This is a genomic window from Dongia sp., assembly GCF_041905885.1.
Taxonomy (GTDB): Bacteria; Pseudomonadota; Alphaproteobacteria; order Dongiales; family Dongiaceae; genus Dongia.
This window is the reverse complement of the sequence record NZ_JAYRKD010000012.1, coordinates 77,653-100,382: the sequence shown is the minus strand read 5'-3', so window position 1 is coordinate 100,382 and position 22,730 is coordinate 77,653. Positions and strand designations below refer to the sequence as shown.

Below are 22,730 nucleotides of genomic sequence, written 5' to 3'. Positions count from 1 at the left end.
GCGCGTCGCTAGGCGACGCGCACCGCTTCCAGGAAGTTCTCGACTTCGCCGCGTAGGGCCTGAGAGCGCTCGGCCAGGCCGTCGGCCGCGCCGCGCACTTCCGAGGCCGCGGCGCCGGTCAGGTCGGCGGCATGGGTGACGCCGGTGATGTTCTCGTCCACCGAGGCGGTACCCTGCGCCGCTTCCTGGACGCTGCGGGCGATCTCCTGGGTGGCGGCACTCTGCTCGACCACCGCCGCCGAGACCTGGGCGGTGATATCGTTGATCTTGTCGATGGTATCGACGATCGAGCGGATCGCCGCCACGGATTCGCCGGTCACCGACTGCACCGCCGAGATATGCGCGCCGATCTCCTCGGTCGCCTTGGCGGTCTGGTTGGCCAGGGTCTTCACTTCCGACGCGACCACCGCGAAGCCGCGGCCGGCATCGCCCGCCCGCGCCGCCTCGATCGTGGCATTGAGCGCCAGGAGGTTGGTCTGCTCGGCGATGTCGTTGATCAGGCGCACCACGGTGCCGATCTTCTCGGTCGCGGCGGCGAGGCTCTCGACCAGCTTGTTGGTCGATTTCGCCTGCTCGGTCGCCTCGACGGCGATCTTGGTGCTGTTCTCGAGCTGGCGCCCGATCTCCTGCACCGAGGCCGCCAGTTCCTCGCTGGCACCGGCCACCGCCTGGACGTTGACGGTCGCGGCGTTGGAGGCCTTGGCGACGGTCTGCGCCCGCTCGGCGGCGCCGCTCGCGGTATCGGTCATCGATTCCGCCGTGGTCCGCATCTTGCCGACCGCGTCGGAGACGTCCTGCAGGATGCCGGAGACCGCCGCGTCGAAGCGGCCGGTGATTTCGGTCACGCGTTCCGCGCGCGCCTCGCGCGCCGCCTGCTCTTCCTTCTGCTGCGCATCGAGCGCACGGGCCTGGATCATGCTGGTCTTGAAGACCTCCAGCGCCCGGGCCATGGCGCCCATCTCGTTCTTCAGATGCGCGTCCGGCACGACGACCTCGAGATCGCCGCCGGAAAGGCTGCCCATCGCCGCGGTCAGGCGCGAGATCGGCCTAGTCAAAGCACGGATCACCACGAAGGCGATCACGGCCGCCAGCAGGATGCCACCGAGGCCGAGGCCACCCGTCACCAGCATCAGCAGCTTGGAGCCGTCGATGATCTGGTTGCCGCTGGCTTTCAGCGAATCCGCCTGGCGCTCGACCAGGCCGCCATGGCGCTGGCCGTCCTCGCCCGCCTTGCCGGCGAGCAGATCGAGAATGGACTCGAAGGTCGGCGTGACCTCCTTGTTGAGCTTGGATTGGGCCGCGTTCCAGTCGTCGCCGCTGCGGATGTCCTGCACCTGCGGCAGGATCGGCGAGATGATCGCCATCTGCTTCTGCAGCATGCCGTAGGTGACTTTCTGCCCGCTGGTGAACAGCGCCTGGTCCTTCTCGAGCTTGGCCATGCGCGTGGTGGTGATGGTCCAGTTCTTCTTGAAGCCGGAGATGAAGGAGTCATTCCCGGTCAGGGCATAGGCCCGGATGTTCGCCATGCTGAGCGCGAAGCCCTGGCGCAGGTCGGCGATGGTGAGCAGCAACTCCTTGCGCTCGTCGGTGCTGGGCTGGGTCCGCTCCTCGTTGGCCATGGCGATGAGGCCGCCGTTCATTTGCGCCTCGGCCGACTTCGCGTTCTTCTCCAGCAGGGTCAGCGCCGGCTGCTCCAGCGTGCTGTGCGCGATCGTCTCGGTCTCCTGCTGGGCATTGCGCAGCGTCTCCAGCAGCGTCTTCACCTGCTGCCAGTCGTCCTTGTCCTGCTGCACGTCCCAACCGGCGGCCAGCGCATCGAGGTTGGCCACGTCCGTGTCGATTGCCTTCCAGATATCGAGGCGCGCGCCCTTGAACACCGCGTTCTCGCTGATCATCCAGTCGCGCAGGGCGGCGGTCGAAGCCTGGACGTTGGCGACCAGGCGATCGCCGGTCATCGTGCTCGGCAGCCGCTCGGCCACCATCGCACCGGTCATCGCGCCGTTAGCCTGGATCTGTTTCAAGCTGACGGCAACGATCACGACCAGGATCGCTGCCATCAGGCCGAAACCGGCGATCAGCCAAGTCCGCACTTTGAAGCCTGACAATTTTGCTTTAATTCCCATGGAGTTGGTCCGCGTCCCCGAGGTCAAGATTATTCCCGTCAACTTTTGCCGGTAATGTCTTTCCACGCGGTTAACGTCACGAGAGCGAAATGAGCACGCGCAACCTCACCAGCCTCCTCCAGCCGAAATCGATCGCGCTGATCGGCGCCAGCGACCGTCCCGGCCGCATGGGCGAGAAGACCTGGAGAAATCTCACCGCCTCCGGATTCGCCGGGCGGCTCTATCCGGTCAACCCGAAGCATCAGCGGCTGGGCGAAGCGCCGGTCTATCCGAATATCGCGGCGCTGCCGGAGATCCCCGACCTCGCGGTGATCGCGACCCCCGCGGACACTGTTCCTGGCATCGTCGAGGAATTGGCCGCCAAGGGCGTGAAGGCGGCAGTGATCATCACCGCCGGCCTCGACACGGCGATGAAGCAGCGCATGCTCGCTGCCGCCCGGACCAACACGATGCGGCTGCTCGGGCCCAACTGCCTGGGGCTGATCATTCCCGGGTCGGGCGTCAACGCGGCCTTTGCGCATCTGATGCCGGAAGCGGGCGGCCTCGCCTTCCTGTCGCAGTCGGGCGCGATCCTGACCTCCGTGATCGACTGGGCGCAGCCGCGCGGCGTCGGCTTCTCGCATCTGGTCTCCATGGGCGAGCTGATCGACGTCGATTTCGGCGACATGCTCGACTATCTCGCCGACGATCCCGGGACCACCGCGATCCTGATGTATGTCGAGGCGGTCACCCAAGCGCGGAAGTTCATGTCGGCGGCCAGGCGCGCGGCGCGCGTGAAGCCGGTCATCGCCATCAAGGCGGGACGTCATACTGAAGCCGCCAAGGCGGTCGCCTCGCATACCGGCGCGCTGGCCGGCGCCGACGCGGTCTATGACGCCGCCTTCCGCCGCGCCGGCATGCTGCGGGTCTATCAGCTCGACGAGCTGTTCGCCGCGGCGCAGACCCTGGCCATGTCGCGGATCCCGGCCGGCGGCCGGCTGGCGATCATGACCAACGGCGGCGGCATGGGCATTCTCGCCACCGACACGCTGATCGACGTGAGCGGAGAGCTGGCGGAGCTTGCGCCGGCCACCCTGGAGAAGCTGAACGGGGTGCTGCCGGCCGGCTGGTCGCACGGCAACCCGGTCGACATCATCGGCGACGCGCCGCCGGAGCGTTTCGCGGCGGCGGCGAGGATCCTGCGCGACGACCCCAATGTCGATGCCCTGCTCGCCCTCAACTGCCCGACCGCGATCGCCGATCCGGTCGCCGCGGCGGATGCCGTGGTCGGCGCGGTCGAAGGCAGCCGGCTCTGCGTCCTGACCAGCTGGATCGGCGAGGCGACCGCGGCCGAGGCGCGGCGGCATTTCTCCGCCGCCGGCATCCCTACCTACGAGACCCCGGAGGCGGCGGTGCGCGCCTTCGGCCATGTCGCGGAGTATCGGCGCAACCGCGAGATGCTGATGGAGACCCCGCCCTCGATGCCGACCTCGTTCCAGGTCGAGATGGAGCCGGTCCGCAGGATCATCGACAGCGCGCTGGCCGAGCGGCGTGAGATGCTGACCGGGCCGGAGGCGCAGGCGATCCTCGGCGCCTATCACATTCCGACCACCGAGGCCGCCCGGGCATCGACGCCGGCCGAGGCCAGGGCGGCCACGGCCCAGCGCTCCGGGCCCTTCGCGGTGAAGATTCTCTCGCCGGACATCACCCACAAGTCGGATATTGGCGGCGTGGCCCTCGGCCTCGACGGCGCCGATGCGGTCGAGCGGGCGGCGGAGGCGATCATCGCCCGGGCTAAGAAACTAAGGCCCGAAGCGCGCCTTCTCGGCGTCAGCATCGAGCCGATGATCCGCAAGGCGGATTCGATCGAGCTCATCCTGGGCATGATCGAGGATGCGCAGTTCGGCCCGGTGCTGCTGTTCGGCCATGGCGGGGTCGCGGTCGAGCGGCTCGCCGACAGCGCCCTCGCCCTGCCACCGCTCAACATCAAGCTCGCCCATGAGCTGATGAAGATGACCCGGGTCTACCGATTGCTGACCGGCTATCGCGACCGGCCGCGGGCGGATATCGATGCCATCGCGCTCACCCTGGTCAAGCTCTCGCAGCTGATCGTCGATGTGCCGGAGATCGTGGAGCTCGATATCAACCCGCTGCTGGCCGATCAGCATGGCGTGATCGCGCTCGACGCCCGGATGAAGGTGCGGCCGGCCAAGGGCGTGCCGCGGCTGGCTATTCGGCCCTATCCGCGCCGGCTCGAGGGCATGGTCGAGGATGACAGCGGCCGCGCCTTCATGATCCGACCGATCCTGCCCGAGGACGAGCCGGAGGTGCAGGCGCTGATTGGCCGCCTCTCCCCGCGCGCGATCCGGCTGCGCTTCTTTGCGCCGCTGAAGGCGCTGAGCCACCGCGACGCCGCGCGCCTCACCCAGATCGATTACGACCGCGAGATGGCGCTGGTGCTGACCGAGCCCGGCCCCGCCGGCAAGTCGCCGATCTATGCCGCGGTGCGCCTCATTTCCGATCCCAACAACGAGCGCGGCGAATATGCGGTCGTGGTGCAGGACGACCTGACCGGCAAGGGCCTCGGCATGCTGTTGATGCAGCGGATCATCGAGTATGCCAAGAGTCGGGGCCTGGGCGAGATCATGGGCCATGTGCTGAGCGAGAACACCACCATGCTGAAGCTCTGCGAGGAACTGGGCTTCCGCATCGAACGCAATCTCGACGACACCTCGGGCGTATTGGTGCGGCTGAAGCTCTAGGATTCTTCGAGGCCGCGTCGAAAACATTTGCATCGCCACTCCTCCGCGGCGCTGCTAAAAGGCCGGTCCATCCACTGCTGAGAGGATTCGGCGATGTCGTCTCTTGCAGGAAAGATCGCACTGGTCGCCGGTGCCACCCGCGGCGGCGGGCGCGGGATCGCCGCGGAACTCGGCGCCGCCGGCGCAACGGTCTATGTCACCGGCCGCACCACCCGCAGCCAGCAGTCGGAATACCGGCGCCCCGAGACGATCGAGGACACCGCGGAGCTGGTGACCAGCCTCGGCGGCAAGGGCATCGCGGTCCGCACCGACCACCTGGTGCTCGCCGAGGTCGAGGCGCTGGTCGCCCGCATCGCGCGCGAGCAAGGGCGGCTCGACATCCTGGTCAACGACGTCTGGGGCGGCGAGAATCTGTTCGAATGGAACAAGGCGGTCTGGGAGCACAATCTGGAGAACGGCCTCAAGCTGCTCCGGCTGGCGATCGACACCCATCTCATCACCGCGCATCACGCGCTGCCGCTGCTGATCCGGCAGCCGGGCGGGCTGATGATCGAGGTGACCGACGGCACCGCCGAATACAACGCGAGCCATTACCGGCTCTCGGTCTTCTACGACCTCGCCAAGAACGCGGCGATCCGCATGGCCTGGGACCACGCCAAGGACCTGGAAAAGCACGGCGCCACGGCCGTGGCCATCACGCCAGGCTGGATGCGCTCGGAGATGATGCTGGGACACTTCAACGTCACGGAAGAGAACTGGCGCGACGCGACCAAGGCGCAGCCGCATTTTGCGATCTCGGAGACGCCCCGCTTCACCGGCCGCGCGATCGCGGCCCTCGCCGCCGATCCGGAACGGGCGCGCTGGAACGGGCAGTCGCTGTCGAGCGGCCAGCTGGCGCAGGTCTATGGCTTCACCGACCTCGATGGATCAAGGCCTGATTGCTGGCGCTATCTGGTGGAAGTGCAGGAAGCCGGAAAGCCCGCGGATACGACGGGCTACCGCTGAGTTAGCGGTAGTCCATGCTGGTGGCCCAGAAGCGCTCGAGCTTGCGCAGGGTCCCGTTGACGCCGTCGAGATCGCCTTCGTTGGCGACTTCCGCGGTCATGTTCTTCAGGTGCCGGTCGTACATCTCGTGCATGCGCTCGACGACCTTCAAGGCCTTCTCCGAGAGCTTCACATGGACCGCGCGGCGATCGTGCGGCGAACGCTCCTGCACCAGATAGCCGTTCTCGACCATCTTCTTCACGTTATAGGAGACGTTGGAACCGAGGTAATAGCCGCGGTTGGTCAGTTCGCCGACCGAGAGCACATCGGAGCCGATGTTGAACAGGATCATCGCCTGCACGTTGTTGAGGTCGCGAATCCCCTGGCGGTCGAGGTCCGCCTTGATGACTTCGAGACACTCGCGGTGCAGCCGCTCGATGAGCGCGATCGTGTCCAGATATGCCTTTTTCACCTTGAGCCCCCGAAACTTAGAATCGGCAGAAAACTGCGAATAAGCGCCGAAACTAGGCGATCGTCCTAAAAAAAGGGTTAATTTTGCAGGAAGACGCCCTAACCTGCCGAAAAAAGAGCATAAAATGATTCGGCCCGGATGGCGAGGAAATCGCTAAGCCCGGGTCTTGGAAAGAAAATTGCCGCTCAGGCGGCTGGCGACCATTCCATCCCTTGGTCCAGCGGCGCAAACAGGGCGTCCAGCGCGGCCTGGGTGACATCTCGCTGCTCGGCGGGCTGCCAGGCCGGCTTCTCGTCCCGGTCGATGACGAAGGCGCGGATCCCCTCCCGGAAGTCATGTCCGTCGATCAGGTGCTGGCTGAGGCGGTAGTCGGCCTTCAGCACCTCCTCGAGCGACTTGCCCTGGGCGGTGCGGAGATGGCGGTAGGTCAGCGCCAGGCTGGTCGGCGACTGGGGACGCAGCTGCTCGGCGGTGCCCTTGGCCCACTCGCCGCTGCGCGCCGCGAGCACGCCCTTGATCTCGGGGACGCCGCCGAGGCCGAACACCTGGTTCACATGGGATTCGATGTCCGCCAGGGTCGAGACCGGCGGTGGCACGGCGATCTCGTTGATCAGCAGGGGCGAGATCATGTGCACCTGCTTCTCCGGCACCATATGCGTGAGCAGCCCGGCATGGAACAGGCCGCGCGCCCGGAGCGCGACGCCGGTCAGCGCCAGGAACATCCCGATCTCGCCGGGGCACTTGTTGTAGAAGAAGGCGGCGCCGCCATCGGGGAAATAGCCGATCTTGCAATCGGCGTTGGCGAGGTAGGTGTTGCGGGTGCCGACGCGGATCTTGCAATGGGCGCCGAGCGCGACACCGCCGCCCATGGTGATGCCGTCCATCACCGCGAGGGTCGGCTTCTTGCAGGTCGCGATCCGATAGAGCAGTTGATAGAAGCGGCGATAGACCCGCGCGCCGTATTCCCGGTCGCCCGCCTGCAGCGCCTCGTAGAGCGCCCGCTGGTCCACCCCGGCGCAGAAGGCCTCGCCGGTCCCGGCCTTGGCGATCAGGATGCCGGTGACCTTGGGATCGGTCGCCCATTCCGTTACCTGGCCATCGATCGCCTCGATCATCTCCAGCGTGAGCGCGTTCAGCATCTCCGGCCGGTTGAGCCGGATTTCACCGGTACCGGCGCGCAAGGAAAACTCGACATGGGGCGTGCTGGGCATAAGGGGATCTGGTTTGACAGGGACGGGGTCAGGAGCCGGAATTGGCGGGCCTGATTGGCACGTTTTTGACGGTTTTGACAAGTCTTTGCCGTTTCCGGCGAAAGGCTTTGGGAAGGGCGCGGTTTCATGGTTGGATAACAGCGAGCTGGCCCCTGAACGGAGCAGAGCTGAGCCCCGGGCGGGTGACGAAGATCACTTGATCTCACCCCGCCCATCAAAAATAGTCCGACCTCATTGAAATCGACCTTCGATAAGGGAGCCCCGACATGAGCGCGAAGAGCAAGAACCCCGAGACCCTGGTCCTGCACGCCGGCCACCGGCGCGATGCCGCCACCAACGCGGTCGCGGTGCCGATCTATCAAACCACCTCCTACCAGTTCAACAGCACCGAGCATGCCGCGAACCTGTTCGGGCTGAAGGAATTCGGGAACATCTACACCCGGATCATGAACCCGACCCAGGACGTGCTGGAGCAGCGGCTCGCGGCGATCGAAGGCGGTGCGGCCGCCCTCGCCCTCTCCTCCGGCCAGGCGGCCAGCGCCTTCTCGATCCAGAACATCGCCCGCGCCGGCGACAACTTCGTCGCCTCGACCGATCTCTACGGCGGCACCTGGAACCTGTTCGCCAACACCTTCAAGGAAATGGGCATCGAGGCGCGCTTCGTTGATCCGAAGGATCCTGAGGCGTTTGCCAAGGCGACGGATTCCAAGACCCGCGCCTACTACGCCGAGACCCTGCCCAATCCGAAGCTGCGCGTCTTCCCGATCAAGGAAGTCGCCGACATCGGCCGCAAGCTCGGCGTGCCGCTGATCATGGACAACACCGCGGCGCCGATCATCTGCAAGCCGTTCGAGCATGGGGCGGCCGTCATCGTCTATTCGACCACCAAGTATATCGGCGGCCACGGCACCTCGATCGGCGGCGCGCTGATCGACGGCGGCAATTTCGACTGGGAGAAGCATGCCGAGCGCTTCCCGGGCCTCAACCAGCCGGATCCCAGCTATCACGGCGCGGTCTGGACCCAGGCGGTGAAGCCGATCGGCCCGGTCGCCTATATCATCAAGGCGCGCGTCACCCTGCTGCGCGACCTCGGCGCCGCGATGAGCCCGTTCAACGCCTTCCAGTTCATCCAGGGCCTGGAGACCCTGCCCTTGCGGATGCGCGAGCATTGCCGGAACACCCAGGCGGTCGCGGATTTCCTGAACAGCCATCCTCAGGTCACCAAGGTGATCCACCCGAGTCAGATGGAAGGCGAGGAGAAGCGCCGGGCGCAGGCCTATCTGAAAGGCGGTCTCGGCGGCCTGGTCGGCTTCGAGATCAAGGGCGGCGCCGCGGCCGGCCGCAAGTTCATCGACGCCCTGGAGATGTTCTACCACGTCGCCAATATCGGCGACGCGCGCAGCCTCGCGATCCATCCGGCGAGCACGACGCATTCGCAGCTCTCGCCGGAAGAGCAGTTGAAGACCGGCGTCAGCGACTCCTACGTCCGTCTCTCGGTGGGCATCGAGCATATCGATGACATCCTCGGCGATCTCCGCCAGGCCCTCGACAAGGCCACCGACGCGAAGAAGGCCGCGGAATAAGACCCGTCATTTCCGCAAGGGGCGCGCCGGATCGCCGGCGCGCCCTTCTTCTTGCTCCGACTTTTGGGGCGCCTTCCGGCACAAGCGGCACAACAACTCCCCAACCGCGCCCGGATTAGGCCGCAATCCTCCGCCATCGATGGGGGATGCACGACCACACCACCATGCTCCCCGTTATCCCGGTGGACGAGCCGGTGCCGATCGGACCCCGCACCGCCGACTTGCCGCTGGGACGCGTCCTGCTGGCACTCGCCGTCGCACCGCTGCTGGGCGCCGCGCTCATGACGCTGGGAGTCCATCTGGTCAATGCCTTTGAGGGCAGCGGCGTCGGCTGGAAGGACCTGACGCTCTCGATGCTGGCCCCGATCGCCTGGTCGATGATCTGCGGAATGACCTATCTGCGGACCGTGAGCCGGCTGCGCGACCAGATTGCCTGGCACGAATGTCTCCTGCTCGGCTGCGCCAGCAGCTTCCTCATGCCGCTGGTTTACGACATCGTGGGCACCCTCCTGCTGCAGGGGCGCTTTCCCCTGCTGGATTGGGCGCACCTCAAGAACTATGCCTTTGCCGGCCTGTTCACCCTGCCCTTCGGCTTGCTCGGCGGCTGGCTGTTCTGGCGCATCGCCGTGCGCCCGGCGGATATAGCGATGCGGGATCTGTCCGGCGTGTTCGACTGAGCCCAAACCCCGGCGCTTCAGCACTTTCGGTCCCGCCTGAGGTCGTGCCATCATCGGCCGAACCGGAATCGAGTGTGCCGATGTACGACGTCAATCACTGGATCGTCTTCTTCACCGCGGCCTTCGCGCTCAATCTCTCGCCGGGGCCGGATATCGCCTATATCGTCTCGAACACCGTCGCGCAGGGGAAGCGGCATGGCTTCGCGGCCTCGTTCGGGGTCTGCTCCGGGGCGATCGTGCATGTGCTGGCGGCGGCCTTCGGGCTGTCGGCGATCCTCGCCGCCTCGGCCCTCGCCTTCTCGGTGGTGAAATGGGTCGGCGCCGCCTATCTCATTTATCTCGGCATCCATGCGCTGATGACGGCGGGCTCCGGCTTCAGCATCGACGGCAAGCCGCGTGCCGGTCGCTCGACCTTCGCCATTTTCCGGCAGGGCTTCATGATCGACGTCCTGAACCCGAAGGTTGCGGTGTTCTTCATGGCCTTCCTGCCGCAATTCGCCGACCCGCGGCTGGGCTACATCCCGCTGCAACTGGTGCTGCACGGCGCGCTGGTGATTGCAGTGGGGCTCGCGGTCGAAGCGGTGATCGTGCTCGTCGCCGCGCGCTTCACCGCGGCGCTGCGACGCAACCCGCGGATCGGGCTCTGGCTCGACCGCGCGCTGGGCACCGTGCTGATCGGGCTCGGCGTGAGGCTGGCGTTGCAGCAACGGGCCCCGGCCTAGGATTTGGCATTTGCTCCCGGCGGTTGTCTGCTGCATAACCCAAGCGTGTGGACACTTGCAAAGGGGCGCGTCATGAATACCGGGCGATCGTCGCAACGGATTGCCGCACTGGTCATTGCTGTCGCAATATTCGCACAAGCGGCGCCTGCCTTGGCCGAGGCAACAATCATCGATCCCAAGACTTGGTGTGGCGATTTCAGCCGGCTCGTCGCGGAGGGGAAGGACGCGGCGATCGGTGAAGCGCTGCATTCCGGGTCGCTGGGCAATATCGATCCCGCGGGCGCACTGGTTGCCCTGGCGCCGATGACGGCGCTCGTCAAATCCGACAAGGTGAACTCGGTTTCCTTCCTCGCACAGAAGAACTATGCCGACGCTTTCGAGCGGGACTGGTACATGATCGTGATCGGACCAAAACCGACCTTTCTGCGCTGCTCGTTCATCAGGGTCAGCGACGATCAATGGCAGCTGACCGATTTCGACTTCAACACCTCGGTTGACGAGCTGCCGCTGCCGTAACCATCTGAGTCTATTTCGCCGCGACGCAATTGCCGATAGAATTGCGGCATGGGGACCGGGACTGCATCGCAGAGGCATAAATCGCGCCGCCAGCAATGGCGCGAGCGACCGGACGAGCCGAGAGAGTCGCTGCAGCGCGCCTGGCGTGACGTCAACAAGGCGCATGTGGTCTTTGGCCTGGCGCTCGCATCCCTCGCGCCGGTTGCTCCGAGTGCGATCTTCATCTGGCTCACAGCGGACGACGCCGGCGCCTTCGATTGGATTGGGTTCCTCTCTATTTTCGGCATCGCGACGTTCTGGTTCGTCGCCGGCGGATCCCTGTTCCTCTTCTGGCACGGGCACCGAACGTCGACCGTGGAGCGGTTCGACTGCCTTTCACTTTGCGCATCGGTGAGCGCTCTGCTGCCGGCGGCAACGGGCTTGACCGTGGCCGTTCTCACCAGCGACCTCCATCCGCCGAGCTTCGGACTGGTGCTCGGGTTGGCGTTCGTTGGTCTATGCCTCGCCCTTCCCGGCCTGTTCGGCGGCTGGCTTCTCTGGCGCATCGCGATCCGGCCCGCCGCGCGTCCGCTGCGGGAAATCGCAGAAGTGTTCTAGCCACGGATCATGATCGCCGCCGTCACCAATCGCCTACGCAAGATCTGCCTCGCGCTGCCGGAAGCAGCGGAGAAAGAGGCTTGGGACGATCCGACCTTCCGGGTGAAGGACAAGATCTTCGCCATGCAGAAACGCGGCGACGGCCGGGTCTCGGTCTGGTTCAAGGCGCCGCCGGGCAGCCAGGCCGTGCTGATCGGCGCCGATCCCGAGACCTTCTTCCGCCCACCTTACGTCGGGCACAAGGGCTGGGTCGGCATGCGGCTTGACGCCAAGCCGGATTGGCAGGAGGTCGCGGCGCTGCTGCGGCGCAGCTACAAGATGACTGCGCCGAAGAAGCTGGCATCGATGGTGGAATGACTGAGCACCCGGATGCGTCCGCCGAGCTGCCGGTTTCGGCCGAAGTGTCAGCGGCCGCCGGCCGCCGTCGCGGGCGAATACTCGGCGGCATCATCCTCGCGGCCGCCCCGACGGCAGTGCCGATGGTGGCCTCGGTGCTGAGCGGCGAAGCAACGCATCTCTCGTGGCGCCTGGGCATGGTCTGCCTTGGCGCGGTCGGAATCTGGCTGATCGGTGGAATCGCAATTGTCTGGCTGCGCAAAGGCTATCTTCGCCTGTTTGAATGCCTCGCCTTGGGCTTGCTGCTCGGATTCCTGCTGCCCGCGGCCTCGATTGCGGTTTCGGGGCTGATCCAGCAAGCCATGTCCTCGGAGGCGCACTCGGTCGCGTCGACATTCCGGGGCCTCGGCTTCCAACCCCTGGTCAGCATGGGCGTGACAGGTCTGCCGTTCGGTCTGCTGGGCGGATGGTTGTTCTGGCGGCTGGCGCGACGATCGGTGATCGCTGCAATCGCACGCTCCGAGAAGTTCGACCCATCCTTGCACCGGCGCTGGCCGGACCTCAGCAAGCGACGCCTGGCCTGCGGTCTGCTCGCGGCAGGGGCGCCATGGACCTTGGCCAACCTTGCCTACACAGCCTTCGCAATGCGCGGTGCGGAACTTGTGGGCGCGCTACCGGTGGCGCTGATCGCCACGGAGTTCTGGTTTCTCGCGCTTGGTCTTCTCTATCTCTTCGCCTTCAGCCGGCGCCGCGGCAGCGTTGCGCGCACGGACTGCCTTCTGCTCGGCATCCTGCTCACCTCTTTCTACCCGGTCTACGGCATAGGCTTCAGCCTTGCGTTCGGTGTCATCCCGGCCGGAATCCCGGCGGATGCGAGTCTTATTGTCGTCGCGCTCGCCATCGTCCTGTTCGGCCTCTTGCTCACCCCGATCGGCCTGCTTTCCGGTTGGTTGTTCTGGCGGGTCGGCGTTCGACCCGCGCGTCCGAAGGATATGGCGAGCGCGCCGATATTCGATTGAGGCAAGGGGCTCGGCTGTAACGCGCCACTTTTACGTTTATAGTAGCGGCAGACCAACGGACGAGGGCAGACGTGAACGACGGAGCGATGGCGGAGCAACAGCAGCAGCCAAATCGGCGGCTGTGGCGCGAGCTGAGATTGGCGCGCGTAGGCGGATCGCTCCTGGTGACCGCCATTCCGCTCGCCTTTGGCATTACAGCAGCGCTGATTGTGCATGCCGAAGTCGATCTGTCCGACGCGGGCCCGATGGCGCTCATCGTCGCATATCCGCTGGCGCTCGCCGTTGCGGCGATCTGTATTTGCTTTCACCTCGTCCTGATTCGCATTCGGCGCGAGGTCACGCGCCGCCAGTGTCTGGTCTGGGGCGTAGCGACGGCGATCCTGGCGGAACTCTCCTTGGGAGCGATCGCGTCATTGGCCGAGGACGGCCTCGGGGACGCCTACGGAAACATCGCCCTTAACGGCCTCATCCTGCTTGCCCTGTTCTTCCTGCCCGCCGGACTGCTGAGCGGTTGGATCTATTGGCGGATCGGGATCCGGCCTCGGCCCCGCGCGCCGGACAATGTCTCCCACGGTCAAGACAAGGCCGGAGACCGGTTCCTGACGCCACGGCATCGCCGGTGGCGGGACTTGCATGGCGGGCGGCTGACGCTCGGCCTCAGCCTCGGGCCGATCGTGATGACCGCGCTCCTGGCGCTGATCTGGATCGTCGATGGAAGCATGACGACCGCGGAGATGATCCGCGCCGGGATCGCGACGCTGATCTTCGTGCTCGTCTGGTGCCTGGTTTGCGGATGGATCTATCTGCTGCTCGTCGTTCGACGGCGCCGGAGGATCGGCCGGTTCGAATGCCTGCTGCTCGGCGTGATCATCGCGGACCTGTTCCCGCTGGCCCTGGCAGCCTTGATGTTCGGCATCGAAGGCTGGGGCGGCATTGCCGCAATGGTGTCCAATCCGGGAGCGGATGCATCCTATGCCGCCATCATATTCCTTGCCGTCGAAGTGTTGTTCACGGCGATGGGTGTACTGAGCGGCTGGCTGTTCTGGCGGCTCGGGGTGCGTCCGGCGCCGCTGCCCCATCCCGATGTCTCCGCGGTGTTCGATTGAGGCGAAGCTCCGCCATGACGCCGCCACTTTTCCGCTTATAGTGGCGATGGGACCGGCGGGCGACGACAGACGTGGTGAGCGCAGTGCTTGCGGAGCAGCAGCCGACGAACCAGCGGGCTTGGCGCGACCTCTCGAAATGGCGGCTATGGATCGGGCTGGCCTTTGCACCCGTGCCGCCGATCGTGCTGGGCATCGCAATCATGATGATGCTTGGGATGGCCGGGGGATTGGTCTCCGGGCCGCCGGGCGGAGTCTTTGCGGGCGGAGTTCTCGCGGCCGCCGAAATCTGGTCGATGCCGCTCGGCACGATCTTCCTGCTCTTCGCGCGCTATCGCGGCCTGGTGCGCCGGGCCCATTGCCTGTTGCTCGGCACCTTCCTGGCGGCCTCTCTCCCTGCGGCCGCCCTGCTCGTGAGCAATGCGATCGATTGGATGGAGACCACGCCGCCGGCGGCAGGATCGGGCGATGGCGACTTCGAGTTTGAGGACGATTTCCATGGTCCGGCGAACGGCGCGGTGGTCCTCCTCATCGGCCTGGTGCTGATCCCTTTTGGCACGCTGGGCGGTTGGGTGTTCTGGCGGATCGGCGTTTATCCGGCACGGCCGAAGACCATCGACGTGGCGCCGGTGTTCGACTGAGAACCGCGACATTCCGCCCGTTCGGCGCTGTTGTTGATCGGGGTCAAGCGGCCTAGTATCCCCGGCCTAGCAAGAACAACGCACCTGCCCGCACCATGCCCGACAATTCCAAGCATTCGCGCCAGCCCTTCGGCCAGTATCCGCGTGTCCGCATGCGGCGGAACCGCAGCGACGACTGGGTGCGGCGCCTGACCGCCGAGCAGGTGCTGACCCCCGCCGATTTCATCTGGCCGGTCTTCGTCAAGGAAGGCGGTGCGGCCAAGGAGCCGGTGCCGTCGCTGCCCGGCGTCAACCGGCTGACCGTGCCGGCGCTGGTCAAGGCGGCCGAGCAGGCGGCCAGGCTCGGCATCCCGATGCTCTCGCTCTTCCCCTATGTGCCGAAGGAGAAGAAGACCGACGACGCGCGCGAGGCCTACCGCAAGGGCAACGTGATCGATAAGGCGATCCGCGCCATCAAGCAGGCGGTGCCGGAGATCGGCATTATGTCCGACGTCGCGCTCGACCCCTATATCAGCCATGGCCAGGATGGCCTTGAGCGCGGTGGCCGCATTCTCAACGACGAGACCATCGAGGTGCTGATCAAGCAGAGCCTCGCCCTGGCGGAATCCGGCGTCGACGTGATCGGGCCATCGGACATGATGGACGGAAGGATCGGCCGGATCCGCGACGCGCTCGACGCGGCGGGGCACAGCCATGTGAAGATCATGGCCTATTCGGCAAAATATGCCTCGAACTTCTACGGGCCGTTCCGCGACGCGGTGGGATCGAAGTCGGCGCTCGGTCGCGCCGACAAGCGCACCTACCAGATGGACCCGGCCAACGGCGACGAGGCGATGCGCGAAGCGGCGCTCGACGTGGCCGAGGGCGCCGACATGCTGATGGTGAAGCCCGGCCTGCCCTATCTCGATGTGCTCTGGCGGATGAAGCAGGCATTCAAGATGCCGACCTTCGCCTACCAGGTCTCTGGCGAATACGCGATGCTGAAGGCCGCGGCGGGCAAGGGCTGGCTCGACAACGACAAATGCGTGCTGGAGACGCTCATGTGCTTCAAGCGCGCCGGCGCCGACGGCATCCTCACCTACTCGGCTGTAGAGGCCTGCGCGCTGCTAAAGCGGCTCTGACCAGGCGGAGCGGATGGCCGCGCGGCTGTTCGGCGGAGCTCAGGCTTGAGATCGCGACCGCCAGGCCGAATAACGCGGCGAAAGCCAGCACCAGCATGAGGAGCGGCTGGAAAGCTGCGTGATCGCGCACAATCAGCCGGGCGAGGCCGCCCAGATCCAGCAGCAGCAGAGCGGCGACAAAGCAGGCGCCGGCGAGCGCGCCCGCGGCGAAGGCAACACGCAGTGCTTTCATGCAGCGCCAACCGCCGTTCGGGCGGCGCGTTCCTGAAGGCCGCAGATTCGGGTGTGCTAGCCCAGCGCCCCGATGAACGTCGCCAGTGCGGTATCATGCCAGGGCACGTCGCTGCCGACGGCGTGGAAGCCGACATGGCCGCCGGAGCGCGGGATGAGCGGGATGAGATTCGAATTGGGTGCGAGGTCACGGTAGCTCGCGGCCGGGATCCAGGGGTCGTCCTCAGCGTGGATCAGCAAGGTCGGGCGGCGGATCGCGCCCAGCCGCGGCGCCGCGGAGGAATGGCGATAGTAGTCGCGGGCATCCTTGAAGCCGTTCGCGGGTGCCACGAAGTGGTTGTCGAAATCGAGCAGGGTCCGGATCTCTCGCGGGAGGTGGCGGGCTTCGCGCTCACTCATCACCCATTTCAAGATCTCGCGGTGGTAGATCCGGTTGCGCGCCTCGGCGATGCGGCGCTGCGCGGCATCGAGATCGATTGAGCCCGAAATGGTGATCGCCGCCAGCACCGGTGCCAGCGCACCGCATTCGGCGAGATATTTCAGCACCAGGTTGCCGCCGAGCGAGAAGCCGACCGGCACCACGCCCTGCGCCGCAAGGGCGCCGTCCAGGCTGCCGATCACCTGCTTCAGGTCCTCGGTGCGGCCGGCGTGATAGAACTGCTGGGTTGAGCCCGGCGCCTCGCCGGCGCCGCGCAGGTTGAGCCGCAGCACCGGATAGCCGGCGCGCAGCAGATGCACGCTGCTGTTGCGGATATAGGCGCTTTCGACCGAACCGCCGATGCCGTGAACCAAGAGAATGAGCGGGCGGCGCCTGTCCTCCGCCGGGCGGTGCAGCAGGCCATGCAGGCGGTCGCCGGTGCCGTCGGCCATGTCGAAGCTGATCGGCTGGCCCGGCCAGTTCTCGATCGGCGGCTTCGGCTTCATCAGAAAATTGCGCACGGTCTGGAGATCGCCGCCGAGCCAGGGCAGCCGCGGCCGGAACGGCGGCAGCTTCTCGATGATGGCCCTTAAGCTTGCCGTGCCAGCCATTGCGTGACGGTCTCAATCTGGTCGCTGCTCATCAGGGCCGGAGCATGGCCGATTCCGTCGAAGCTGGCGAGCGCGGCCTTGGGTCCGCGTTGCGCCATCGCCTCGGCGGTCTCGGCGCTGAGCAAGTCGGATTGCGCCCCGCGCAGCACCAACGCTGAACAGGCGACCGTGTCCCAGACCGGCCAGAAGTCCCAGTCCTGGACCGCGAGCTTCACGTTGACGGCGATCCGGGGATCGTAAGCGAGGCCATAGCTGCCGTCCGCGTTGAAGCGATGGCCATGCCGGACCAGATGCTGCCATTCGCGATCGGTGAGCGGCCCGAAGGGCGCGTGGATGCGGCGGAGATGCGCCTCGACCTCTTCAAGTGTGTCGAAGCGCGCATCGTCGCCGACATAGCCCGCGATGCGTTCGAGCGCCGCCCGCGCAAGCACCGGGCCGACGTCGTTCAGCACCAGAGAGCGGACCGGCGATTGGGGCGAGGCCGCCAGGAACATGCCGATCAACCCGCCCATCGAGGTTCCGATCCAGTCCACCCGGCTCAGGCCGAGCTGCGCGAGCAGCGCGGTCATGTCGGCGATGTATTGCGGATAGCCGTAATGCAGCGGGTCGTTGAGCCATTGCGAGCGCCCGCGCCCGACCACGTCGGGGCAGATCACCCGGGCCGGCAAGGCGGTCGCGAGGCCTGCGGCCAAGGCATCGAAGTCGCGACCATTGCGGGTCAGGCCGTGGACGCAGACGATCACCCGCTCTGCCGCCGGATCGCCCCAGTCGGTGTAGAAGACCTCGTGAAAGCCGCCCGGCGAAACCGCCTTGATGGAGCCGATCCGGGGCTGCTGCGCCGCTCTATCCATCGCCGCCTCGCTTCATGTTGCAATGCAACAATTAAGCACTTCCAGCGGCTTGGCAAGGACCGATCGGTGACAGGTTACGGTCAAAGCGAGGGGATGATCGCCCGGTCGTGGACCGTGACCATGGTTTCCGGATGGAAGCCGTTGAAGCGGGTGGCGAGCGCGTTGGAATAGGCGCCGACCCGGTCGATCTCGATCCAGTCGCCCTCGCGCACATCCTCCGGCAACGCGAAGGGATGCGGAAGCACGTCGAGGGAATCGCAAGTCGGGCCGTTGAGCGTGAAATCGCGCGCGGGCGCGCGGGAATCCTCGCCGATCCGCACCAGACGCGCCGGCAGGCGCAGCCCGGCATCGACCGTCTCCGACAGCGAGCCGTAGATGCCGTCGTTGATGTAGAGCTGGTCGCCCTTCCTGAGCTGCACCTGGGTCACGACCGAGATCGCGTGCGCGACCAGGGCGCGGCCGGGCTCGCACATCAGCACGCAATCGCGGCGCAGCCCCAGCTTCTTTACGCCGTCCTCGATCTCGGCGACGAAATCTTCGAGCGGCGGCATGTTGGTGCCGAGATAGGCGGCCGGGAATCCGCCGCCGACATCGAGGCCGGCGATCTGCACCTTGGCCTGGTCAAGCACTTCGCCGACCAGCTGCAATGCGGTCGAATAGGCGCCGGGGGTGAGACACTGCGAGCCGACATGGAAGGCAACGCCGACCTGGCAGCCGCGCGACTGCGCCTCTTTCAGCATCGCCGCGGCTTCGGAGACGCCGGCGCCGAATTTCGCCGCAAGGTGATAGAGCGTGCCTTCGGCCGGCGGGGTCTTGATGCGGACATAGATGGTGAGGCCCTCGGCGCCGCCGGTCTCCTTCAGGATCTTCTCCAGCTCGTCCATATGGTCGATGACGAAGGTGTCGATCTCATAGACCCGGGCCGAGGTGTTGATCACCGCCCGGCCCTTCACCGGATGCATGAAATAGCAGGCCGCGTCGCCGAAGCTCTCGCGCACCTGCGCAATCTCGGGCAGCGAGGCGGTGTCGAAATGCCGGATGCCGGCGTGATAGAGCGCCTTCAGGACTTCCGGATGCGGGTTGCATTTGACGGCATAGAGCACACGGCCGGGAAAGAGATCGAGGAAGCGCTTCGCCGTCTGGGCGATCACCTCGGGCCGCAGGCAATAGACCGGATAGCTCGGCTGCAGGGCCGTCACCATCGCTTTGACCGATTCGAAATCCTTGGTGGCCATGACGTCTCCCGGGGCGAGCCTTTCCAGGCTTCTTAGCCCAGGCGCTTCCCACTGTCACCCGCCTCGGCTATCAAGACAGAACGAAGAAAGAAGGGGTTATCGATTGTGGCGGGACCGCTTTCCGACATTGTTGTCATCGATCTGACGCGGGTCCTGGCGGGGCCGTTCTGCACCTTGCTGCTCTCGGACCTGGGCGCCCGGGTGATCAAGGTCGAGAACCCGCAGGGCGGCGACGATTCCCGGGCCTACGGGCCCTTCATCAACGGCAAGTCCGGCTATTTCATCTCCCAGAACCGCGGCAAGGAGTCGATCGCGCTCGATCTCAAGAGCGCCGACGACCTCGCCATCCTGCACCGGCTGCTGAAGCGCGCCGATGTGGTGATCGAGAATTTCCGGCCCGGCACGATGCAGCGGCTCGGCCTCGGCTGGGACGCCTTGCACCAGCGCTACCCGAAGCTCATCTATGCCTCGACTTCCGGCTTTGGGCAGACCGGGCCTTATGCCAAGCGCGCGGCCTATGACATCATCGCCCAGGCGATGGGCGGCATCATGAGCGTCACCGGCCATGAGGGCGGGCCGCCGACCCGGGTCGGCTCCTCGATCGGCGATCTCGGCGCCGGCATGTTCACCGCTCTCGGCATATTGACCGCGCTGCATCACCGCACCAAAACCGGCGAGGGCATGATGGTCGATATCGCCATGCTGGACAGCCAGGTGGCGCTGCTGGAAAACTCGATCGCGCGCTATTTCGCCAGCGGCAAGCCGCCGAAGCCGCAGGGCGCGCGCCATCCGTCGATCGCGCCGTTCGAGCCCTACCAGACAAAGGATGGGCATGTGGTCATCGCCTGCGGCAACGACGAGCTGTTCGCCAAGTTCTGCCAGACCATGGGCTGCCCCGCGCTGGCGCAGGACCCGCGCTTCGCCACCAACGCCGCGCGCAGCGACCATGTGGTGCTGCTGAAGGCGGAGCTGGAGGACATGCTGCTGCATCACCCGACCCAGCATTGGCTCGACCTGCTGCTGCCGGCGGGCATCCCCTGCGCGCCGATCAACGACGTCGAGCAGGCGGTGCATGACCCGCAGGTCCAGGCCCGCAACATGGTGCTGCCGGTCGATGACCCGAGTGTCGCGCCGCTGATGGTGGCCGGCATGCCGATCAAGATGTCGGCCTATCCCGATGCGGAGAAACGCGCCGCCGCCCCGGCGCTGGACGGCGACCGCGCCCGCATCCTGGCGGACTTTCCCTGAGCCGCATGAAGACGGCTTTCAAATGGATCAAGCGCGGGATCCTGACGCTCCTGCTGCTGCTCGTCGTCGTCGCGGTCGGCGGATACTTCTGGCTGCGCACCTCCCTGCCCCAGGTGGACGGGTCGATCGCCGTCCCGGGATTGTCCGCACCGGTCGAGATCGCGCGCGATGACCGCGGGGTTCCGACCATCACCGCCAAATCGCTGAACGATGCCTACTTCGCGGTCGGCTTCGCCCATGCGCAGGACCGGCTGTTCCAGATGGAGCTGATGCGGCGGGTCGGCGCCGGTCGGCTCTCCGAGATGATTGGTCGTCCTGGAATGTCGACCGACGCCCTGATGCGGACGCTCGGCATCTATGCGCAGGCGGAGCAACAGGTCAAGAGTGCGAGCCCCGGCTTGAAGTCGGCGCTGGATGCCTATGCCGCGGGGGTCAATGCATTTCTGGCGCAGCGTTCGGGTGCCCTGCCGCTCGAATATCAGCTTCTCCGCACCGAACCCGAGCCCTGGCGGCCGGCGGATTCGCTGGTCTGGGGCCGCATCATGGCCTTGCAACTCTCGGCCAATTGGCGCGAGGAGAAGCTCAATCTCACGCTGAAGAAGGCGCTGCCGCCGGATCTCTTCCAGATCCTGCTGCCGGAGGCGAAACCGCAAGCCGGCCTGCCGGCGCCCTGGTTCGGGCACATCAACGTAGCTTCCAACAATTGGGTGATCGGGCCGGAGAAGAGCACGACCGGTGCGCCGGTGCTGGCCAACGACCCGCATCTGAGTCTCAGCGCGCCGTCGGTCTGGTATCTCGTCCATGTCGTGACGCCGGACCGGCAATGGGCCGGCGTCACCAGCCCCGGCATGCCGCTGATCGTGATCGGCGCCAATGAGAGCGTCGCCTGGGGGCTCACAACCACCAGCGGCGACACCGAGGATCTGTTCGAGGAGAAGCCGATCGACGGCAATCAGAATCTCTATCAGACGCCGGAAGGATCGGCGCCATTCGAGACCCGTTTCGAACGGATCAAGATCAAGAACGACGGCAAACCCTGGGGGATCGAGGTTCGAACGACGCGACATGGACCGGTCATTTCCGACCTGGACAAAGAGCGCAAACCGACTGATCCGATCCTTGCATTGGCGGCAGCGTTCCTCCAGCCGGACGACCGCACCGCCGATGCGCTTTACGCGATGAACATGGCGCGCAACGCCGACGAGTTCCGCGCGGCGCTCGCCGATTTCGCCAGCCCGCAGCAGAACGTGGTCTTCGCCGATCGCCAGGGCCACTTCGGCTTCGTCGCCGCGGGCCGCGTGCCGGTCCGGCGGAAGGTTTTCGCCAACGGGCTGCTGCCGGCGCCGGGCTGGACCGGCGACTATGACTGGACCGGCACCCTGCCCTTCGATCAGTTGCCGCAGTCCTATGATCCCGCCGCCGGATGGATCGCGACCGCCAACAACAAGGTGGTCGCCGACGACTATCCGCATTTCATCGCCGGCCGCTGGTTTGGCGACGGACGCTATCAGCGGATCGCAACCCTGCTGCAGGCTCGACCGAAGTTCCATGTCGAGGACATGGAGAAGATCCAGCTCGACACGCTCTCAGGTCCGTTGCGCGATCTGGTCCAGTCCTGGCTGCCGCTGGTGAAAGACGGGGATCCGGTCATCATCGGCATGCTGCAGCGCTGGGAAGGGCATGCCGATCTCGACCGCGCCGAGCCTTCGATCGCAACGCTCTGGGTCTCGCTCACCGCCAACAAGCTGCTGCGCAAGAAGCTCGGCAAGTCCTATGACGACTGGTGGTTCTGGAACGACGAGGTTCTGAAGGAGCTCATACGCGATCCCAAGGCTTGCGCACCGGAAAGCTGCAGCGCGCTGCTCGGCGCCACGTTGAAGGAAGCGACCGACCGCCTGCGCGCTCACTTCAAGGTCGATGCGGCGAACTGGAAATGGGGCGCCTTGCACCGGATGCACTTCCGCAACCCGGTGCTGAGCAACGTGCCTTTGCTGGGCGACTGGCTGGATCCCGAGCTTGCCACCCATGGCGACATGTTCACGGTCAATCGCGCCGTGCCGGTCGAGGATACCGAAACGCTCGAAATGTCCGACGTCCATGGACCGACCATGCGCATCGTGGTCGATCTCGCCATGCCGATGGAGGCGCAAGTGACCCTGGCCGGCGGACAGTCCGGCAATCCGCTCTCCGAGCATTACGCCGACTGGCTGCTGGACTGGCGCGACGGCGCGTATCGCTCTATCGTGCAACCGTCGGTCCATACACTGACTCTCAAACCGGGGAACTGACT

21 protein-coding genes are annotated in these 22,730 nt (G+C 65.9%); 14 read left to right on the top strand and 7 right to left on the bottom strand.

What is annotated here, in order from left to right; translation table 11 throughout:
• Nucleotides 1-8: 8 nt before the first annotated feature.
• On the bottom strand, nucleotides 9-2,105 hold the full coding sequence (locus ACH2CY_RS14190; RefSeq protein WP_395019925.1) for a methyl-accepting chemotaxis protein: 2,097 nt from the start codon (nucleotides 2,103-2,105) through the stop codon (nucleotides 9-11).
• 107 nt (nucleotides 2,106-2,212) lie between these two features.
• Here ACH2CY_RS14190 and ACH2CY_RS14185 point away from each other — a divergent pair, with 107 nt between their 5' ends.
• Together ACH2CY_RS14185 and ACH2CY_RS14180 are read left to right on the top strand one after the other, a co-directional pair.
• On the top strand, nucleotides 2,213-4,864 hold the full coding sequence (locus tag ACH2CY_RS14185; RefSeq protein WP_395019924.1) for a GNAT family N-acetyltransferase: 2,652 nt from the start codon (nucleotides 2,213-2,215) through the stop codon (nucleotides 4,862-4,864).
• Between the two features lie 93 nt (nucleotides 4,865-4,957).
• Nucleotides 4,958-5,869 (top strand): SDR family oxidoreductase, encoded by a 912-nt coding sequence (locus ACH2CY_RS14180; RefSeq protein ID WP_395019923.1) that lies wholly within the window; start codon nucleotides 4,958-4,960, stop codon nucleotides 5,867-5,869.
• A gap of 1 nt (nucleotide 5,870) precedes the next feature.
• Here the strand turns inward: ACH2CY_RS14180 and ACH2CY_RS14175 are convergent, their stop codons facing one another.
• Nucleotides 5,871-6,320 (bottom strand): MarR family winged helix-turn-helix transcriptional regulator, encoded by a 450-nt coding sequence (locus ACH2CY_RS14175; protein WP_379955721.1) that lies wholly within the window; start codon nucleotides 6,318-6,320, stop codon nucleotides 5,871-5,873.
• A 185-nt stretch (nucleotides 6,321-6,505) separates the two neighbouring features.
• Nucleotides 6,506-7,531, bottom strand: a complete 1,026-nt coding sequence (locus ACH2CY_RS14170; protein ID WP_395019922.1) for an enoyl-CoA hydratase/isomerase family protein — start codon at nucleotides 7,529-7,531, stop codon at nucleotides 6,506-6,508.
• Between the two features lie 266 nt (nucleotides 7,532-7,797).
• Here ACH2CY_RS14170 and ACH2CY_RS14165 point away from each other — a divergent pair, with 266 nt between their 5' ends.
• The 10 genes from ACH2CY_RS14165 to hemB all read left to right on the top strand — a co-directional run bounded on the left by ACH2CY_RS14165 (nucleotide 7,798) and on the right by hemB (nucleotide 15,846).
• Nucleotides 7,798-9,114, top strand: coding sequence for an O-acetylhomoserine aminocarboxypropyltransferase/cysteine synthase family protein (locus ACH2CY_RS14165; RefSeq protein WP_395019921.1), 1,317 nt, complete (start codon nucleotides 7,798-7,800; stop codon nucleotides 9,112-9,114).
• A gap of 146 nt (nucleotides 9,115-9,260) precedes the next feature.
• Nucleotides 9,261-9,791: a hypothetical protein gene (locus ACH2CY_RS14160; RefSeq protein WP_395019920.1), complete on the top strand. Its 531-nt coding sequence runs from the start codon at nucleotides 9,261-9,263 to the stop codon at nucleotides 9,789-9,791.
• Between the two features lie 80 nt (nucleotides 9,792-9,871).
• Complete coding sequence (locus tag ACH2CY_RS14155) at nucleotides 9,872-10,513, top strand: LysE family translocator (protein ID WP_395019919.1); 642 nt, start codon at nucleotides 9,872-9,874, stop codon at nucleotides 10,511-10,513.
• A gap of 72 nt (nucleotides 10,514-10,585) precedes the next feature.
• Nucleotides 10,586-11,029 (top strand): hypothetical protein, encoded by a 444-nt coding sequence (locus ACH2CY_RS14150; protein ID WP_395019918.1) that lies wholly within the window; start codon nucleotides 10,586-10,588, stop codon nucleotides 11,027-11,029.
• A gap of 48 nt (nucleotides 11,030-11,077) precedes the next feature.
• The gene (locus ACH2CY_RS14145) at nucleotides 11,078-11,626 is read left to right on the top strand and encodes a hypothetical protein (protein WP_395019917.1); all 549 of its coding nucleotides are present in this window, start codon (nucleotides 11,078-11,080) and stop codon (nucleotides 11,624-11,626) included.
• Nucleotides 11,627-11,635: 9 nt separating this feature from the next.
• Nucleotides 11,636-11,983, top strand: coding sequence for an MmcQ/YjbR family DNA-binding protein (locus tag ACH2CY_RS14140; protein ID WP_395019916.1), 348 nt, complete (start codon nucleotides 11,636-11,638; stop codon nucleotides 11,981-11,983).
• A complete protein-coding gene (locus tag ACH2CY_RS14135; protein ID WP_395019914.1) occupies nucleotides 11,980-12,981 on the top strand; it encodes a hypothetical protein in 1,002 nt (333 codons plus the stop codon). The genes ACH2CY_RS14140 and ACH2CY_RS14135 overlap by 4 nt, the downstream gene beginning before the upstream one ends.
• A 71-nt stretch (nucleotides 12,982-13,052) precedes the next feature.
• Entirely contained in the window at nucleotides 13,053-14,087 is a 1,035-nt protein-coding gene (locus ACH2CY_RS14130; protein ID WP_395019913.1) for a hypothetical protein, read from the top strand.
• A gap of 83 nt (nucleotides 14,088-14,170) precedes the next feature.
• Entirely contained in the window at nucleotides 14,171-14,725 is a 555-nt protein-coding gene (locus ACH2CY_RS14125) for a hypothetical protein (RefSeq protein ID WP_395019912.1), read from the top strand.
• A gap of 95 nt (nucleotides 14,726-14,820) precedes the next feature.
• Complete coding sequence (gene hemB, locus ACH2CY_RS14120) at nucleotides 14,821-15,846, top strand: porphobilinogen synthase (protein WP_395019911.1); 1,026 nt, start codon at nucleotides 14,821-14,823, stop codon at nucleotides 15,844-15,846.
• On the opposite strand, the gene ACH2CY_RS14115 is transcribed toward hemB, so the two are convergent.
• From ACH2CY_RS14115 to ACH2CY_RS14100, 4 genes are all read right to left on the bottom strand, one after another.
• Complete coding sequence (locus ACH2CY_RS14115) at nucleotides 15,800-16,078, bottom strand: hypothetical protein (protein ID WP_395019910.1); 279 nt, start codon at nucleotides 16,076-16,078, stop codon at nucleotides 15,800-15,802. The two genes, hemB and ACH2CY_RS14115, sit on opposite strands and share 47 nt — an antisense overlap.
• A gap of 56 nt (nucleotides 16,079-16,134) precedes the next feature.
• A complete protein-coding gene (locus ACH2CY_RS14110) occupies nucleotides 16,135-17,106 on the bottom strand; it encodes a YheT family hydrolase (RefSeq protein ID WP_395019909.1) in 972 nt (323 codons plus the stop codon).
• A complete protein-coding gene (locus ACH2CY_RS14105) occupies nucleotides 17,085-17,957 on the bottom strand; it encodes an alpha/beta fold hydrolase (protein WP_395019908.1) in 873 nt (290 codons plus the stop codon). The genes ACH2CY_RS14110 and ACH2CY_RS14105 overlap by 22 nt, the downstream gene beginning before the upstream one ends.
• Nucleotides 17,958-18,037: 80 nt before the next feature.
• Nucleotides 18,038-19,192, bottom strand: a complete 1,155-nt coding sequence (locus tag ACH2CY_RS14100) for a type III PLP-dependent enzyme (protein ID WP_395019907.1) — start codon at nucleotides 19,190-19,192, stop codon at nucleotides 18,038-18,040.
• 105 nt (nucleotides 19,193-19,297) lie between these two features.
• On the opposite strand from ACH2CY_RS14100, the gene ACH2CY_RS14095 reads away from it, so the two are divergent.
• Both ACH2CY_RS14095 and ACH2CY_RS14090 read left to right on the top strand, forming a co-directional pair.
• Nucleotides 19,298-20,440: a CaiB/BaiF CoA transferase family protein gene (locus tag ACH2CY_RS14095; protein ID WP_395019906.1), complete on the top strand. Its 1,143-nt coding sequence runs from the start codon at nucleotides 19,298-19,300 to the stop codon at nucleotides 20,438-20,440.
• Between the two features lie 5 nt (nucleotides 20,441-20,445).
• Nucleotides 20,446-22,728: a penicillin acylase family protein gene (locus ACH2CY_RS14090; protein ID WP_395019905.1), complete on the top strand. Its 2,283-nt coding sequence runs from the start codon at nucleotides 20,446-20,448 to the stop codon at nucleotides 22,726-22,728.
• The last annotated feature ends 2 nt before the right edge of the window (nucleotides 22,729-22,730 follow it).

Excerpts from the sequence above, each read along its gene's own strand:
- ACH2CY_RS14185 (WP_395019924.1), top strand. The coding sequence starts at position 2,213 with ATGAGCACGCGCAACCTCACCAGCCTCCTCCAGCCGAAATCGATCGCG.
- ACH2CY_RS14180 (WP_395019923.1), top strand. The coding sequence starts at position 4,958 with ATGTCGTCTCTTGCAGGAAAGATCGCACTGGTCGCCGGTGCCACCCGC.
- ACH2CY_RS14170 (WP_395019922.1), bottom strand. The coding sequence starts at position 7,531 with ATGCCCAGCACGCCCCATGTCGAGTTTTCCTTGCGCGCCGGTACCGGT.
- ACH2CY_RS14165 (WP_395019921.1), top strand. The coding sequence starts at position 7,798 with ATGAGCGCGAAGAGCAAGAACCCCGAGACCCTGGTCCTGCACGCCGGC.
- ACH2CY_RS14160 (WP_395019920.1), top strand. The coding sequence starts at position 9,261 with ATGCACGACCACACCACCATGCTCCCCGTTATCCCGGTGGACGAGCCG.
- ACH2CY_RS14155 (WP_395019919.1), top strand. The coding sequence starts at position 9,872 with ATGTACGACGTCAATCACTGGATCGTCTTCTTCACCGCGGCCTTCGCG.
- ACH2CY_RS14150 (WP_395019918.1), top strand. The coding sequence starts at position 10,586 with ATGAATACCGGGCGATCGTCGCAACGGATTGCCGCACTGGTCATTGCT.
- ACH2CY_RS14145 (WP_395019917.1), top strand. The coding sequence starts at position 11,078 with ATGGGGACCGGGACTGCATCGCAGAGGCATAAATCGCGCCGCCAGCAA.
- ACH2CY_RS14140 (WP_395019916.1), top strand. The coding sequence starts at position 11,636 with ATGATCGCCGCCGTCACCAATCGCCTACGCAAGATCTGCCTCGCGCTG.
- ACH2CY_RS14135 (WP_395019914.1), top strand. The coding sequence starts at position 11,980 with ATGACTGAGCACCCGGATGCGTCCGCCGAGCTGCCGGTTTCGGCCGAA.
- hemB (WP_395019911.1), top strand. The coding sequence starts at position 14,821 with ATGCCCGACAATTCCAAGCATTCGCGCCAGCCCTTCGGCCAGTATCCG.
- ACH2CY_RS14115 (WP_395019910.1), bottom strand. The coding sequence starts at position 16,078 with ATGAAAGCACTGCGTGTTGCCTTCGCCGCGGGCGCGCTCGCCGGCGCC.
- ACH2CY_RS14110 (WP_395019909.1), bottom strand. The coding sequence starts at position 17,106 with ATGGCTGGCACGGCAAGCTTAAGGGCCATCATCGAGAAGCTGCCGCCG.
- ACH2CY_RS14105 (WP_395019908.1), bottom strand. The coding sequence starts at position 17,957 with ATGGATAGAGCGGCGCAGCAGCCCCGGATCGGCTCCATCAAGGCGGTT.
- ACH2CY_RS14100 (WP_395019907.1), bottom strand. The coding sequence starts at position 19,192 with ATGGCCACCAAGGATTTCGAATCGGTCAAAGCGATGGTGACGGCCCTG.
- ACH2CY_RS14090 (WP_395019905.1), top strand. The coding sequence starts at position 20,446 with ATGAAGACGGCTTTCAAATGGATCAAGCGCGGGATCCTGACGCTCCTG.